13 protein-coding genes are annotated in these 15,420 nt (G+C 60.3%); 7 read left to right on the top strand and 6 right to left on the bottom strand.

The genetic code is table 11. The features are described 5' to 3' along the window. Window positions 1-316: 316 nt before the first annotated feature. Together ACI512_RS23980 and ACI512_RS23975 are read right to left on the bottom strand one after the other, a co-directional pair. Window positions 317-1,345, bottom strand: coding sequence for an AraC family transcriptional regulator (locus ACI512_RS23980; RefSeq protein ID WP_236381366.1), 1,029 nt, complete (start codon window positions 1,343-1,345; stop codon window positions 317-319). Continuing rightward, complete coding sequence (locus ACI512_RS23975; protein ID WP_236381364.1) at window positions 1,342-2,472, bottom strand: carbon-nitrogen hydrolase family protein; 1,131 nt, start codon at window positions 2,470-2,472, stop codon at window positions 1,342-1,344. Before ACI512_RS23975 ends, ACI512_RS23980 begins: the two co-directional genes overlap by 4 nt. A gap of 212 nt (window positions 2,473-2,684) precedes the next feature. On the opposite strand from ACI512_RS23975, the gene ACI512_RS23970 reads away from it, so the two are divergent. Both ACI512_RS23970 and ACI512_RS23965 read left to right on the top strand, forming a co-directional pair. Continuing rightward, entirely contained in the window at window positions 2,685-4,724 is a 2,040-nt protein-coding gene (locus tag ACI512_RS23970; protein ID WP_231808811.1) for an NADPH-dependent 2,4-dienoyl-CoA reductase, read from the top strand. A gap of 57 nt (window positions 4,725-4,781) precedes the next feature. After that, window positions 4,782-5,666 (top strand): 1-aminocyclopropane-1-carboxylate deaminase/D-cysteine desulfhydrase, encoded by an 885-nt coding sequence (locus ACI512_RS23965; protein ID WP_236381362.1) that lies wholly within the window; start codon window positions 4,782-4,784, stop codon window positions 5,664-5,666. Here ACI512_RS23965 and ACI512_RS23960 read toward each other — a convergent pair. Next, complete coding sequence (locus ACI512_RS23960; protein WP_015884709.1) at window positions 5,656-6,213, bottom strand: cytochrome b; 558 nt, start codon at window positions 6,211-6,213, stop codon at window positions 5,656-5,658. The two genes, ACI512_RS23965 and ACI512_RS23960, sit on opposite strands and share 11 nt — an antisense overlap. Before the next feature lie 340 nt (window positions 6,214-6,553). Between ACI512_RS23960 and ACI512_RS23955 the strand changes: the two genes are divergently transcribed. Continuing rightward, the gene (locus tag ACI512_RS23955) at window positions 6,554-7,519 is read left to right on the top strand and encodes a hypothetical protein (RefSeq protein ID WP_231808810.1); all 966 of its coding nucleotides are present in this window, start codon (window positions 6,554-6,556) and stop codon (window positions 7,517-7,519) included. Between the two features lie 25 nt (window positions 7,520-7,544). Continuing rightward, window positions 7,545-8,525 (top strand): hypothetical protein, encoded by a 981-nt coding sequence (locus ACI512_RS23950; protein ID WP_236381361.1) that lies wholly within the window; start codon window positions 7,545-7,547, stop codon window positions 8,523-8,525. Between the two features lie 117 nt (window positions 8,526-8,642). On the opposite strand, the gene phnX is transcribed toward ACI512_RS23950, so the two are convergent. Both phnX and ACI512_RS23940 read right to left on the bottom strand, forming a co-directional pair. Further along, window positions 8,643-9,470 (bottom strand): phosphonoacetaldehyde hydrolase, encoded by an 828-nt coding sequence (phnX, locus tag ACI512_RS23945; RefSeq protein WP_236381359.1) that lies wholly within the window; start codon window positions 9,468-9,470, stop codon window positions 8,643-8,645. A gap of 29 nt (window positions 9,471-9,499) precedes the next feature. Then, complete coding sequence (locus ACI512_RS23940) at window positions 9,500-10,609, bottom strand: 2-aminoethylphosphonate--pyruvate transaminase (RefSeq protein WP_236381357.1); 1,110 nt, start codon at window positions 10,607-10,609, stop codon at window positions 9,500-9,502. A gap of 113 nt (window positions 10,610-10,722) precedes the next feature. Between ACI512_RS23940 and ACI512_RS23935 the strand changes: the two genes are divergently transcribed. After that, complete coding sequence (locus tag ACI512_RS23935) at window positions 10,723-11,583, top strand: LysR substrate-binding domain-containing protein (RefSeq protein WP_236381355.1); 861 nt, start codon at window positions 10,723-10,725, stop codon at window positions 11,581-11,583. Here the strand turns inward: ACI512_RS23935 and ACI512_RS23930 are convergent. Next, entirely contained in the window at window positions 11,553-12,449 is an 897-nt protein-coding gene (locus tag ACI512_RS23930) for a LysR substrate-binding domain-containing protein (RefSeq protein ID WP_236381353.1), read from the bottom strand. The two genes, ACI512_RS23935 and ACI512_RS23930, sit on opposite strands and share 31 nt — an antisense overlap. Before the next feature lie 257 nt (window positions 12,450-12,706). On the opposite strand from ACI512_RS23930, the gene ACI512_RS23925 reads away from it, so the two are divergent. After that, window positions 12,707-14,032, top strand: coding sequence for an MFS transporter (locus ACI512_RS23925; protein WP_236381351.1), 1,326 nt, complete (start codon window positions 12,707-12,709; stop codon window positions 14,030-14,032). A 109-nt stretch (window positions 14,033-14,141) separates the two neighbouring features. Next, window positions 14,142-14,849: a YebC/PmpR family DNA-binding transcriptional regulator gene (locus ACI512_RS23920; protein WP_015884705.1), complete on the top strand. Its 708-nt coding sequence runs from the start codon at window positions 14,142-14,144 to the stop codon at window positions 14,847-14,849. The last annotated feature ends 571 nt before the right edge of the window (window positions 14,850-15,420 follow it).

The following is a 15,420-nucleotide window of genomic DNA, read 5'->3' as shown; positions in this document are numbered from 1 at the left end:
GACGAATGCCATTACCCTAATGGAAATTCGCATGTGATTGCAATTGCAATGATTGCAATTGTTCTTCAAGTCCCAGGTGCTAAATCCCTGTAACGCTGCTACGTTTAATCCTTGAGTGCAGGAACGTCATGGTGCAGACATTTTTTCGTCATGACGGCACTTTAGGCTGGCTGTGCAGGTCATTAATCAGCAGCCGCTTTTAATTCAACAAGGAGTCCAGCATGGACGATTACCAGGAAGAACTGCTCGAGTACCGCGCGATTGAGTTGGACCCGCTGGAACCCGCAGACGATGCGACAGAGCTGTAAGACCGGCTTCAGGCGGAATGCCGCTGACTGCGGCGAAATTCCCCTGGGGTCTGGTTGTTCCACCGCCTGAAGGCCCGTTGAAACGCCTGGGCCGAGGCAAAACCGAGCAAGTAGGCGATCTCGCCGAACGCCAGTTCCGTATCGCGAATGTAGGTCATGGCCAGGTCGCGGCGGGTATCGTTGAGAATCGCGCGGAACTGAGTGCCTTCTTCGGCCAGTTTGCGGCGCAACGTCCAGGTCGGCAGCTTCAGGCGTGCCGCCACTTCTTCCAGGTCGGGCTCCCGGCCGCCATTGAGCATCGGCCCGAGCAACCGGGTAATGCGCTCGCGCAGGCTGCGGGTGCGGGTCAACTGTTCCAATTCCCTTTCACACAGCTGTAACAGCAATTGCCAAGTGCTCGGGCAATGTTGCGGGTTGCGCAGCGCCAGGGTGTGCTGGTTGAGGCGCAGTTGATTGGCGTCGGCTCCGAAGTGAACGTCGCCAAGCGCGTTGTAGTGTTCGCTGTACTCCGGCGCTTCGAACTCGATATCGATGCGCTGCGCCTGCACCGGTTGCTTGGCCAGGCTGGACAATTGATGCAGCCAGCCGGCGATGATCGAGTCCACCACAAAGCGGTTGTAGGCGTTGTAGGGGCTGATGGAATAGAAGCGCAGCCAGGCGCCTTCGGCATCTTCGACAAAGCTCGACTGCCCACGATAGTTGGAGCCATACAGTGCTTCGAAGCGCGTCAGCGCACGCGCCGCCTCGCGCACGTTGGGCGCCTGGGCGGCGGTGACGCCCGCCAGCCCGGCCTGGCTCAAGCGACTGAGCTGGCCCATGCGCAGGCCCAGGCCTGGGTCCCCGGTCAGTTGAATGGCCGCATGGCCCAGGCGCATGTAGCGCGGGATCGACAAGCGGGCACCGGCCTCGGCGAGGCGCGCCGGGTCGAGTCCGTATTGCAGCAGCAGCGGCTGCGGGTCCAGGCCATGGCTGTGGATGGCATCGGCCAAGGTGTGCACGAAGCCCACCGACAGATCCCCCAGCCGTACCGGTTTCACAACCAGATATTCAACAAGCGCGCGCCACGGGCTTCGCCATCTGCGCTGATCTGTCCATTGCTGCTGAGAAAACTGTGACCGGCGGTGCCCAAGTCCCAGAACTGCCCACGCAGGAACACGCTCATGCCGGCGCTGGCCTGGCTGACCGGTTGTTGGCTGATCAGCGTAAGGCGGTGCCAGGCTTGGCCCTCACTGAGTTCTTCGGGCTTGAGGCTGATTTCGGTCGGGGTGGACACGCTTTTGAAGCCGCGCCAAGGGCGGTCCCAGGTATCGCGGCCGAGCACAAAGGCCGGCACCGCGATCAGCTGCGCGCCTTGTTCGTTGAGTTTGCGGTAGTTGTCCGGGTACCAGCTGTCGCTGCCCACCAGCACCCCCAGGCGCCCGGCCGGGGTGTCGACCACGCTGACAATGTTTTCGTCACCGGGCTCGATAAAGCCGCGTTCATCGTAGATCGGGTAGAGCTGGCGCTGCGGCTGGCCCACCGGCAAGCCGTCTGCGTTGAAGACCAGGCTGGCGTTGTATAGGGCGCCATGGCCGACCTGCAGTTGCCCCTGGCTGACACTCGGGTTGGGCAGGGTGATGGAACCGGCCACCAGCGTGACGCCGAACTCCTTGGCCAGGCCGCCGAACACCAACTGATAGTCCCGTGCCATGCCGGAGGCTTTCATGCGCAGGTAGGCGTCGTCGGTGCGGTTGTCGCCCGTCGCGCTGATCCAGGCGCGCGCGAACAGCAGCGGGTTGCTGACCGACAGCCAATTCATCGCATCCTTCACGTGGAGGGCCTGGTACACCTCGTTCTTTTCGCCGGTGAGCATCAGCCAGGTGCCGATATGTTCAGGCAGCACCACGATGGTCTTGTCGTTGATCAGCCCCTGGTCGCGGGCTTTTTGCAGGTAGGCCGCGAGCTTCAGGTGCAGGCGTTCCAGGCTCTGGTAGTCGGCGGGAAACAGCTCCGGCTGGATGCCCAGCAAGTTGCCCCGGTCGGCGGGCAGGCCTTCGTTGACGGCGAGGGTGATACGCAGGTCCGACAGGTAATGCGCCACGGGGCGCTTCTGGGTCCAGACCAGATACGCGGCGACGGCGGCAACCAGGGCCATGGTGACGGTAAAAGCTAGAAGTTTACGCATGGGGGAACAGACAACAGACCGTGTGCAGGGTTCGCCGACTAGGGTAGGGCCCATGGGCGGGCTTGCCAAGGGGCGCTGTGCATTTGGATCAATAACTTGTCAGTTTCGGTCATTGAGCCGTCGTCCACCGCCTCTTAGTCTGTGGGACATAAACCGATGGCGCGCCGTTCGAGCGTGTCACGTCCCGTGATGATCCGTTGTGGAGCTTGACCATGACCGCTGTTGCCTACCCGCACCTGCTGGCCCCGTTGGACCTGGGTTTTACCACCTTGCGCAACCGTACCCTGATGGGCTCGATGCACACCGGCCTGGAAGAAAAACCCGGCGGTTTCGAACGCATGGCGGCCTATTTCGCCGAGCGCGCCCGAGGTGGCGTGGGCCTGATGGTCACGGGCGGCATTGGCCCGAATGACGAGGGCGGCGTGTATTCAGGCGCAGCCAAACTGACCACCGACGAAGAAGCACAGAAGCACAAGATCGTCACCCAGGCCGTGCACGAGGCGGGCGGCAAGATCTGTATGCAGATCCTCCACGCCGGCCGTTATGCCTACAGCCCCAAGCAGGTGGCACCCAGCGCGATCCAGGCGCCGATCAACCCGTTCAAACCCAAGGAGCTGGACGAAGAGGGCATCGAAAAGCAGATCCAGGATTTCGTCACGTGCTCGTTGCTGGCCCAGGTCGCCGAGTACGACGGCGTGGAAATCATGGGTTCTGAAGGCTACTTCATTAACCAGTTCCTCGCGGCCCACACCAACCATCGCACCGACCGCTGGGGGGGCAGCTACGAAAACCGCATGCGCCTGGCGGTAGAAATCGTGCGCCGTGTGCGTGAAGCCGTGGGCCCGAACTTCATCATTATCTTCCGCCTGTCGATGCTCGACCTGGTGGAAGGCGGCAGCACTTGGGAAGAAATCGTGCAGTTGGCCAAGGCCATCGAAGGCGCCGGGGCGACCCTTATCAACACCGGGATCGGCTGGCACGAAGCGCGGATCCCGACCATCGCCACCAAAGTACCGCGTGGCGCGTTCAGCAAAGTCACCGCCAAGCTGCGCGGTGCGGTGCAGATCCCGTTGATTACCACCAACCGCATCAACACCCCGGAAATCGCCGAGCAGATCCTCGCCGAAGGCGATGCCGACATGGTCTCGATGGCACGCCCCTTCCTGGCCGACCCAGAGTTCGTCAACAAGGCCGCCGCCGGCCGCGCCGATGAAATCAACACCTGCATCGGCTGCAACCAGGCGTGCCTGGACCACACCTTTGGCGGCAAGCTGACCACCTGCCTGGTCAACCCTCGTGCATGCTACGAGACCGAGCTCAACTACCTGCCGGTCAAGCAGATCAAGAAGATCGCCGTGGTCGGTGCCGGCCCTGCCGGTTTGGCCGCCGCAACGGTCGCCGCCGAGCGTGGCCATCAAGTCACCCTGTTCGACTCCGCCAGCGAGATCGGCGGCCAGTTCAACATCGCCAAACGTGTGCCGGGCAAAGAGGAGTTCTTCGAAACCCTGCGCTACTTCAAACGCAAGTTGCAGACCACCCACGTCGAGCTGTGCCTCAATACCCGCGTGGACGTGGCACAACTGGCGGCGGGCGGTTACGACGAGATTATCCTGGCGACCGGCATCGCGCCGCGCACGCCGGCGATCCCAGGGATCGACAACGCCAAGGTGCTGAGCTATCTGGACGTGATCCTGGAACGTAAACCGGTCGGCAAGCGCGTCGCCGTGATCGGCGCGGGCGGTATCGGTTTCGACGTGTCGGAATTCCTCGTGCACCAAGGCGTGTCCACCAGCCTGGACCGCGAAGCCTTCTGGAAAGAGTGGGGCATCGACACCCAGCTGCAAGCCCGTGGCGGCGTCGCGGGCATCAAGCCGCAACCGCATGCGCCGGCGCGAGAAGTGTTCCTGCTGCAACGCAAGGCCTCCAAGGTCGGCGATGGCCTGGGCAAGACCACCGGGTGGATCCACCGTACTGGCTTGAAGAACAAGCGCGTGCAGATGCTCAACAGCGTCGAATACCTGAAGATCGACGATGAAGGCCTGCATATCCGCATCGGTGCCGAGGGCGAACCGCAGGTGCTGGCAGTGGACAACATCGTCATCTGCGCCGGCCAGGACCCGCTGCGCGAATTGCAGGACGGCCTGGTCGCGGCCGGCCAGAACGTGCACCTGATCGGCGGTGCCGACGTGGCGGCCGAGTTGGATGCCAAGCGCGCCATCAACCAGGGCTCGCGTCTCGCGGCGGAGCTGTAAGACCCCGAGCGGGGCGGTGTTAGACTACCGCCCCGTTTTTCATGCAGATCCCTTCCGATGGGTCCCTTCGATTGGCTTCCCCACGCCCCCCTTGAACGCTTGCAGCTCGATTGGCTGAACGGCGTCGAGTTGGCCGTGCTGCGCCTGGACCGTATCGACCCACTGATCAGCGGCAACAAGTGGTTCAAGCTCACCGGGCACTTGGCCCAGGCGCACAGCGCGCGCGGTCTCATCAGCCTGGGCGGCGCTTACTCCAACCATCTGCACGCGTTGGCCGCCGCCGGCAAGCGCTTCGGTTTCCCCACCGTCGGCCTGTTACGCGGGCATGCGCAAGACACCCCGACCGTCGTCGACCTGAAAGCCTTTGGCATGCAACTGCATTGGCTGGGTTATGGCGGCTATCGCGCTCGGCATGAACCGGGTTTCTGGCTGCCGTGGCGTGAACAGTATCCCGACCTGCATCCCGTGCCCGAAGGCGGCGGTGGCATCACGGGCGCCATGGGCTGCGCGGTGCTGGTCGAGCAGGTGCGTGCGCAGTTACACCGCGTGGGCTGGGCGGATTACGACGCCTGGTGGCTGGCGGCAGGCACCGGCACCACGCTGGCCGGCCTGGTACTCGCGGAAAGGGGCGCACACCCGGTGTACGGCGCCATGGCGGTGCCGGATGGCCACGGTGTAGCGCAGAACGTCGAGGCTATCGTGCAGGGCGGATATGAGCTGGTGGACGCCAGCCGCGGTGGTTTTGCCAACGTCGACCCCTTGCTGCTCGAGTTTATCGAAGCAACAGAGCAGGCCTGCGGCGTGCCCTTGGAGCCGCTCTACACCGGCAAGGCCTTACTGGCTTTAAAGACCCACATCGAAGCCGGGGGCTTAGCCCCCGGCACTCGCCTGGTCTTCGTCCACACCGGCGGCCTGCAAGGTCGCCGAGGTTTCAAGGGTTAGCGCGTTTGCCCGGCATCATGCGCAACGCGGTGTTGTCGCGCAGGATGTAATGGTGGGCAATCCCGGCCAGCGCATGCAGCCCGATCAGCCAATAACCGACCTTGCCGAACCACACGTGCCAGCCCTCGATCTGCTTGGCCAGGTCCTTGTTCTCAGCGATCAGCGGCGGCAATTCCATGCCATAGAACATCACCGAATGCCCCTCGGCACTGACGATCAGCCAACCGGCAATCGGCATGCCGATCATCAACGCGTATAACGCGACGTGCATCAGGGTGGCCAACAGGCTCTGCCATTGCGGCGGCGCCGGGACGATCTTCGGTGCCACCCCCAGGCTGCGTGCAAACAGGCGCAGCCACACCAGCACAAACACGGTGAGGCCAAACATAAAGTGCATCTCGACGATCAACGTTCGCGCACCGCTGCCTTTGGGGAACTGGCCGCGTAACTCAATGCAGGCGTAGACCACCGCCAGCAGCACCACCATCAACCAGTGCAACGCAATCGACATGGTGCTGTAGCGCGTATCGGAATTTTTCCACGGCATCGCTGGGTTCCTCACTCATCAGGGCAAACCTCCATTCTTTGGCGACGGAGTCCTTTTACTGTAAGCCGGTTTCTAATGAACTGCTTGCGGTAAATCAATTTTTTCATTTGGGCTGATAGGTCTGGCAGAGTTATTACGCGGCTTTTTCCGAGTTTTCCTATGGATTTGCAGCGTCTAGTTACAGTGCGACCGAATCTCGGCAGGAACTCGATACCTTGTGATGATCACAGACTAAAAGCGAGCCGATGTACGTTGATTATATGTTCGCGATCTTATCGTGATTTCTCAACTGTCGAGTTGATGCGCATTCAGGCGTTCTTATTATTATGGAGCAGTGCAAATGATCAATGGGTACTTGAGCGATTGTTATATGAGGCCGAAAGGGGGTTCGAGTGTGCATGATGGGCGGGGGGCGAAAAGTTGTGCGCCGTCAGCGGAAGTGCAAAAAAAGCAAGTATTCAATGAGGGGCCTGTTGCTTTAAAGCGTCCTGATACGCGGACGATTGTTCAGGAGTCAGATGCTCCGATATCCCTTGAGTCACTGTATTCATCCTTGTATGCACTCATGCCATCGCTGAAACGATTACTTCAAAAAGAAGAGCAGAACTCGGAACAAACATCTGCAAAAAAAATGCCTGATAACAAGGTTGCAGTCAGTGATGGCAAACAGTCAGTTCCGCAGGAGGTGGATAGTCGTCAGTCCCCAGGCCTCTCAAAAAAGAAACAGGGTGAGCGACCAACAAATGTATGGACGGGTGTCATGTTTTCGGGCAAGAAAAACGAACCTGCTCTGTCCGCAATTAAGGCGGCGATGATGAGATTTGGGCAAAGTCCTCTCAGTGTGTATTCAAGTGTGGTGCGAACAGAGAGTGGTTACAACGTTGTCATGAAAGATGGATTTGAACTAAGTCTTACCTTGAAGGAAATCGCACGAGCGAAAGTGTACGCGGGTTTTCAGCACGGCCGCACAGCCGAGGACGGGGGCATGTTTAAAGACGTTATCTTTATGTACGCAGCTAGCGCCAAGCGCGTGCAATTGGAAAGTGCTGGTGGTGCACCGAAAAGCTTTATTGATGGCTTGAACATGTTGTGCTCTTACCAAGATCCCGCCACCAGTCTCAAGCAACTTGGTCTTGAGGGGGTGATGCGTCGTACCACATGGTCGGCGCTTCATCACAGTGGTGGCATAGGAATTATAAATACAGGCGGCAACACAAACTTTGCATTTGAGGGAGTGTTGGATGGGTGCGTTATGAAAAAAACCTTACCCGTTGGACACCCTGGTGTCACGTACGAATTAATCTAACGTTGAATTGAGTGAGGGACATAACATGATGGGTAATAGTGTTTTGGGGCGTAAAGCTGTTGAGTGTAACGCACTGGCAGTCGACGGAGCTTTTGGGGCTAGATCTGATTGGCCCGTGTCGCGTCAAGAGGTGATGCAACCCGTGCTGAAATCTAACAATGTTCGGGTAAATAACCCAATACCTGATGATATCGATCCTGGTAGGCTGATTTCTCAGCTGGCCCTGTTGATGAACTCGTTGCTCAGTCTGCTTGCACAGGCAAAGGTACAAAAAGATACAGACTTAAGCGGCGATAAGACTAAGCATGGTACAAGCGTTGTTCCTGATAAACAGGCAGTAGTCGTTCCCAATGATGAAACAATCTCGTCTATATCCAATACCTCGGCGGGCAAATTGCCTGATGATGTTTGGTTGGGGCTCAGCGAGGGGCAGGGTAATAACGCTGGCATGATCGCGGGGATCAAGGCCGCAATGATGAAGTTTGGCCAAAATCCCAAAGGTGTATTCACTCGCATCACCGAAAACGATGGGTTGTATAAAGTTGTCATGAGGGATGGCTTCACGGTTTCCCTTACCCGAGCAGAAATTGACAAAGCTCGACGGTGGGCAGGTTTCAGTGGGGAAGATATGGGGATGATCAAAGACGCTACCTTCATGTATGCCGTGGCCGCCAAACGCGAAGAGCATGACAGAGCGGCGCACATGAAGGCGGGCGGCGGCGGCATTATTCAGTTTTCTGATGATCCTTTTGAGGCCGCAATGGATTCGCTAAACCACTATTTTTGGGCTAATAAAGCCCTGAATCATTTGGGGCTCTCCCAGCATGTAAGCAAGATGCCGTACGCGGAGGCGGAGGCAAAAGGACTTTGTGGCGTATTGACGGTTGGTTATGAAGGCATGTTGATGGCAAAGGGTTATGTCGATATGTATGGACCCGACAAGTTATCCTTTGAGGCCCGTAAAAGTGAGTTTGGTGAGGATGTTTCGGTATATGCGCTGATTTAGCCATTGCCCTCTACATGCAGAATGGCGGATGCAGTGGTTCAGCCCTATGGCCTAAACCATTTGGTGTAGCGCTCAGTAATGAATGGCTCACCTTCCCGAAGGTGAGCACGCTCTGTCTCAAAGGCTTTGAGGCATCTCACCTTTCGCCATACGACGGTTGATGGCAGTAATGACCGCCGGCAGGTCGGTGATGGTGTCAATCAGGTAGTGCGGGCGCGAGCCTTCGAACATCGCCTCGATGCGTTTGCGCTCGCTGGCCAGTGTGGCCGCGTCCAGGGCGCGAAATTGTTCATAGGTCAGGCCCAAGGCATTGCCGGAGCAGGTCAGGGCCACCGTCCACATCCCGGCGCGGCGACCTTCGAGGATGCCCGGCACGGTGTCGTCGACCTTCACACACGCGGCGACATCATCGATCCCCAGCGCGATCACGTTAGCCAGGGCCTGGGCCGGCCATGGGCGACCATTGGGCACTTCGTCGGTGGCCACCACGTGGTCGGCGATGTAGCCGTTGGTGGCGGCCAGGGCAACCACCTTGTCCATCACTTGCTTGGGGTAGCCGGAGCAGGAGCCGATCTTGATGCCTTGCACGCGCAGCCGGGCGATGGTGTCGAGGGCGCCGGGAATCAGCGCCGAGTGTTCGGCGATCTTCTCGATCTGTAACGGCATGAAGCGCTGGTAGATGGCGGTCACGTCGTCATCGGTGGGCGTACGGCCGAAGGCCTTGCGGTAGCGTTCGGCAACCTGTGGTTGATCGCAGAGGGTGCGGATGTGGTCCCACTTGCCCATGCCCATCGGGCCACGGGCTTCTTCGATGGAGACTTGCACGTCGAACTCGGCGAAGGCCTCGACGAAGATCTGCGTGGGGGCAAACGAGCCGAAGTCGACCACGGTGCCGGCCCAATCAAGGATAACGGCCTGGAGGGTGTTGGGGTTTTGATACTGCATGGTTCAGATCCTATCGGTAAAAGGGGGAATCAAATGTCCAACACTTCCATGGCGTGCAGCACCTCGGCGATCGCCTTGACCGCTGCCCGCATGCCTGCCGCGTCGACATGCCCGATGCAGCCCACGCGGAAGGTCTCCACCTGGGTCAGCTTGCCTGGATACAAAATGAAACCCTTTGCCTTGACCCGTTCGTAGAAGTCCTTGAACTGGTAGCGCGGGTCTTGCGGCGCATGGAAGGTGACGATGATCGGCGCCTGGATGGCGGCCGGCAGGAAGCTGCGCACGCCCAGTTCGGCCATGCCTTCGAGCAGCACCTGACAGTTGCTGGCGTAGCGTTTATGCCGCGCGGGCAGGCCGCCTTCTTCCTGGTATTGCAGCAGCGCTTCGTGCAGGGCGGCGACCACATGGGTCGGCGGCGTGAAGCGCCATTGGCCGGTCTTGGCCATGTAGCTGTGCTGGTCGAACAGGTCCATTGCCAGGGAGTGGCAGTTGCCTTGCGCGGCGGCCAGCGCCTGTTTTTCGGCGAAGACGAACCCCATGCCCGGCACGCCCTCCAGGCACTTGCCGGAGGCGGCGACCAGCGCGTCGAACGGGACTTCGCGGGCATCGATCGGCAGTGCGCCGAAGGAACTCATGGCGTCGATGATCAGGCGTTTGCCGTGGGTTTTAACGACCTGGGCGATCTCCGGCAGCGGGTTGAGAATGCCGGTGCTGGTTTCGCAGTGGATCAGGGCGACGTGGGTGATGGCCGGGTCGGCCTGTAGCAGGCGGTCCACATCGGCAGCGGTGGTCGGTTCGTCCTCGGCGGTTTCAAAGGTGCTGAAGGCGCGGCCCAGTACTTCGCAGATTTTCGCCAGGCGCTTGCCATAGGCGCCGTTGATCAGCACCAGCACCTTGCCGTCGCGCGGGACCAGCGTGCCGATGGCCGCTTCGACGGCGAAGGTGCCGCTGCCTTGCAATGGCACGCAGTGGTGGCTGTCGACGCCATCGATGATCGCCAGCAATTGTTCGCAGACGCTGGCGGTGAGTTGGTTGAAGCGGTCGTCCCATGAACCCCAGTCCACCATCATGGCCTGGCGGGTGCGATTCGATGTGGTCAGGGGGCCGGGGGTCAGCAGGATTGGCGCGGCAGTGGTCATCTCAAGTCCTCGCAATGCATCGGGGGTTGAAGCTACGGCGCTTAAATTGCAGTTTGGCTTGTTATCAATCAAATTGTTTGTTGTTATGCGAGCTATCAGTGAGGCCGATAGATATGAACCTGTTCCAATTGCGTGCATTCGACGCCGTGGCCCGCGAGGGTAGTTTTACCCGTGCCGCCGCGCGGCTGTTCATCAGCCAGCCGGCGGTAACCGGGCACATCAAGGCACTGGAGGAGCACTACCAGATCCCGCTGCTGCGCCGCACCGCGCGACGTGTCGAGTTGACGGAAGAGGGCGCACGCCTCGCGGCGATCACCCGGGCGATCTTTGGCCTGGTGGATGAAGCTCAGACCCTGCTGGAGGCCAACCGCCAATTGCTCACCGGGCGCCTGGAAGTGGCGGCTGACGGACCGCACCTGGTAATGCCCATGATCGCCAGCCTGCGTGCGCGTTACCCTGGGATCACCGTGAACCTGCGCCTGGGCAATGCCCAGGAAACCCTGGCGGCGCTGTTGTCCGAGCATGCGGATGTGGCGGTGCTCACGGAAGTGGAGCCACGCAATGGCCTACATCTGCAACCGTTGAGCGAGTCGCGGATCTGCGCGTTGGTACCGGCCGCGCATCCTTGGACGCTGCTGCCCAAGGGGATTCGCATGGCGCAATTGGACGCGGTGATCATGGTGCTGCGTGAACCCAGCTCGATCACCCGGCGCACCTTCGACGACGCCTGTGCCGCCACCGGCGTGCACCCCAAGGTGTTGCTGGAACTGGACAGCCGTGAGGCGGTGACCGAGGCCGTCGCGGCCGAGTTGGGCGTCGGCGTGGTTTCGTCCATGGAGGTCAGCCAGGACCCTCGGGTGCGGGCGGTGCCGATCCAGGGGGAGGGCCTGGTGAACCGGCATATGCTCGGTTGCATGGAGCGGCGCCGGTCGCTGCGCTTGATTCAGGCGTTCTTCGAGCTGGCGTCGGGTTGAAGGCTGTCGCGCACGATATCGAGAAAGGTCGCCACCACCCGGCGTGAGCTCTGTTCCTTGAGGCACACCAGGGTTTCTTTCATCCGCTGGCTGCAATCTCGGATCGGCATGGCGTACACCCGTGAGTCGGCGCCGAACTCCGCCGCCGAGACCACACCCACGCCAATCCCCACCACCACCGCTTCGCGCGCCGCTTCACGACCTTCGACCTGGATCGCCGGGCGAATGCGCAGCCCGGCCTGGTTCATCTCCTGTTCCAGGGTCTGACGGGTCACGGAGCCGATTTCGCGCAATACCAGCGGCGTGTCATCCAGGTCCGCGAGGCAGATGGACGTTCGTCCGGCCCAGGGATGGTTGTGTGCGACAAAGGCCAACAACTGGCCGTCGGGCAAGGGCAGTGACAGCAGACGTTCGTCGTCGACATCGCGGCCCAACAGGGCGAGGTCGGCCTGGTAGTTGTACAGGCGAAACAGCGATTCGTCGGTGTTGCCGGTTTCGATCTTCACGCTGATCCCCGGGTAGCGTTGGCAGAAACGTGCGATCTGCGGCAGCAAGTGCACGGGAGCATCCACCGCTAGGATGAGGGTGCCGGTCTGCAAGGCGCGAGAGTCTTGCAGTAACTCTTCGGCTTCGGCCTCGATCACAAACAGGCGCTGGGTGATGGCCAGCAGCCGCTCTCCCAGGTCGGTCAGGCGCACCGAGCGTTTATTGCGATGAAACAGCAGTACGCCAAAGCGTTCTTCGAGCTTGCGTACCTGGTCGGAAATCGCCGGCTGGGTGAGGAACAGGCGCTCGGCGGCCTGGGTAAAACTGCCGTGGAGCGCCACGGCATGAAAGGCTTTGAGTTGGGCGTGGGAAACCGACATCGCAGATCCTCTTACAAGCTGAGCTTATATTTGAAATACGATAAATCGATTTTACCTATTAGTCAGCTGTTGCTTTGATACGCCCCAGTCGCCGTAGGTTGAGTCCTACAACTGCGGTGGCCATGGGTCCTGGCAAGCACGACTCATCTGACCAATGTCGCGCCCTCCAAGGCCTGGCATTGCAGTGCTCAACAATAAAAAAACAGGCATTTGCTTTCGATTCTGCCGGCACACTCACACCTGAGGTCAGAACCACCATGAATATCCCTATGGGTAGCATTAAGCGTTGGCGCGTGCAGATTTTCGCCATCACCTGGCTGGCCTACGCCGCCTTTTATTTCACTCGCAAAGCGTTTTCCGTTGCAAAGCTGGGGATCGGTGACGACCCGAGTTTCCCCCTCGACAAAATGATGATGGCCAATCTGGATGGCCTCTACCTGACGGCTTACGCCGTGGGGCAATTCACCTGGGGCATGCTGGCCGACCGCTTCGGGCCACGGGTGGTGGTGCTGGGCGGCTTGCTGATTTCGGCGGCGGCCGCGTTGGTGATGGGCACGTTTGCGACCTTGCCGATCTTTGTCACCTGCATGTTGATCCAGGGACTGGCGCAATCCACCGGTTGGTCGGGGTTGTGCAAGAACCTCGGTAGCTTCTTCCCGGCGCAGCAGCGTGGGCGAGTATTGGGCTTGTGGAGTTCGTGCTACGCGTTTGGTGGGCTGGTGGCGTCGCCCTTTGCCGGTTGGTGGGCCTACACGTTGGTCGGCAGTTGGCACGCAGCGTTTATCTCCAGCGCGGCGGTGGTGGGCATGGTGGCGGTGTTGTTCTTCATCTTCCAGCGCAACACGCCGCAGGATGTGGGCTTGCCCGCCGTAGAGCCGGAGACGGTGTTGACCGCAGAGGAGGCTGCCGCAGAAAAACGCATCAGCGTGCTGGAGCCGCTGCGCGCCATCCTGCGCAACCGTACGGTGCTGACCCTGGGGCTGGCGTATTTCCTGTTGAAACCGGCGCGCTACGCGATCTTGTTGTGGGGCCCGGTGATCGTCTACGAGCAGATGCCGTCAGTGGGAAAGGTAGGGGCAGCGATTGTGCCCACGGCGTTCGAGCTGGCCGGGCTGCTTGGGCCGATCCTGATCGGCCTGGCCTCCGATAAACTGTTCGGTGCCCGGCGCATGCCCGCCTGTGTGCTGAGCCTGCTGGCGCTGACCGTGGCCCTGGCGTTATTCATGGGCGCGTTGCACACCGGCAGCGTGATGCTGGTGATGGCCTTGCTGTTCGCTATGGGCCTGACCCTGTACGGGCCGGACTCGATGATCAGCAGCACCGCCGCGATCGACTTCGGCACCGCCAAGGCGGGCGCCACGGCGGCCGGCTTCGTTAACGGCTGTGGTTCGGTCGGCGCGATCCTCGGCGGCTTGTTGCCGGGTTACTTCGACACCGTGACGGTCTTTATTGTGTTTGCCGGCGCCGCATTGTTTTCCGCCCTGGTGCTGATGCCTTACTGGAACGCCAGACCGGCGGTACTGGCCCAGGCGGGCGACTTTGTGCCGGACCTCAGCGTGGCGACCAAACCCCTGCGCACCTGAAGGCCTGGCCGGTTTTTTGGTGGATTAGAGTGTTTTTGCGCTATAAACTCTGCCCCCAAAGCGCCGGCCAGTAGACGTTTCGGCGCGATGGACGAATAGAGAGTGAGTCATGGGCGCACAGTGGAAAGTCAAACATAAAGAAGCGGCATCCAATGCCAAGGGCAAGATCTTCGGCAAGCTGGTGAAAGAAATCACCATCGCCGCCCGCAACGGTGCCGACACCGCGACCAACGCCCACTTGCGTCTGGTGGTGGAACAGGCCAAAAAGGCCTCGATGCCCAAGGAAACCCTGGAACGCGCCATCAAGAAAGGCGCCGGTCTGCTCGGCGAAACCGTGCAGTATCACCGCGTGACCTATGAAGGGTTCGCCCCGCATCAGGTGCCGCTGATCGTTGAGTGCGTGACCGACAACATCAACCGCACCGTGGCGGAAATCCGCGTAGCGTTCCGCAAGGGCCAACTCGGTGCCTCGGGTTCCGTGGCCTGGGATTTCAACCACGTCGGCCTGATCGAAGCCTCGCCGGACAGCCCGGACGCCGACCCGGAAATGGCCGCTATCGAAGCCGGCGCACAGGATTTTGAAGACGGCGAAGAAGAGGGCACCACCCTGTTCATCACCGAAACCACCGACCTCGATGCCGTACAGAAAGCCTTGCCTGAGCAGGGTTTCACCGTGCTGTCGGCCAAGCTGGGTTATATCTCGAAGAACCCGGTGAGCGGTTTGAGTGATGAGCAGATGGCGGAAGTCGAAGCCTTCCTGGAAGGCTTGGACAACCACGACGACGTGCAGGATATGTTCGTCGGCCTGGCTGGCTGAAACACGGTAAAAAATGTGGGAGGGGGCTTGCTCCCGCTGGCGGCCTGACAGCCGACCACAATCTAACTGTTACCCCGCGATCCAAATGTGGGAGGGGGCTTGCCCCCGATAGCGGTGTGTCAGTCGATTCATCAGGTGACTGATTCAGCGCCACCGGGGCATCGGTATCTACACAATTCTGGCTATGGCGCTGGACCTGTGGCGAGGGAGCTTGCTCCCGCTGGCTGCCTGACAGCCCACCGCCATCTAACGGTTAGACCGCGATCCAAATGTGGGAGGGGGCTTGCCCCGATAGCGGTGTGTCAGTCGATTCATCAGGCGACTGATTCAGCGCCATCGGTGCCTCGGTATCTACACAATTCTGGGTATGGCGCAGGACCTGTGGCGAGGGAGCTTGCTCCCGTGGCGGCCTTACAGCTGACATGGATGCTGGATCAGACCAGGTACATATCCGTTATTTAGGTAACGGCCACTATGGGTTCCGCTTTTACAGCGGGTCACTTTTGGAAGAGCGCCAAAAGTAACCAAAAACGCTTCGCCCCAACACTCGGCACCTCGCTCACGCTCGGTG

The sequence above is a fragment of the Pseudomonas petroselini genome, from assembly GCF_045037875.1.
In the GTDB taxonomy this organism is placed as follows: domain Bacteria; phylum Pseudomonadota; class Gammaproteobacteria; order Pseudomonadales; family Pseudomonadaceae; genus Aquipseudomonas; species Aquipseudomonas petroselini.
This window is presented reverse-complemented; position numbering and strand designations above follow the sequence as displayed.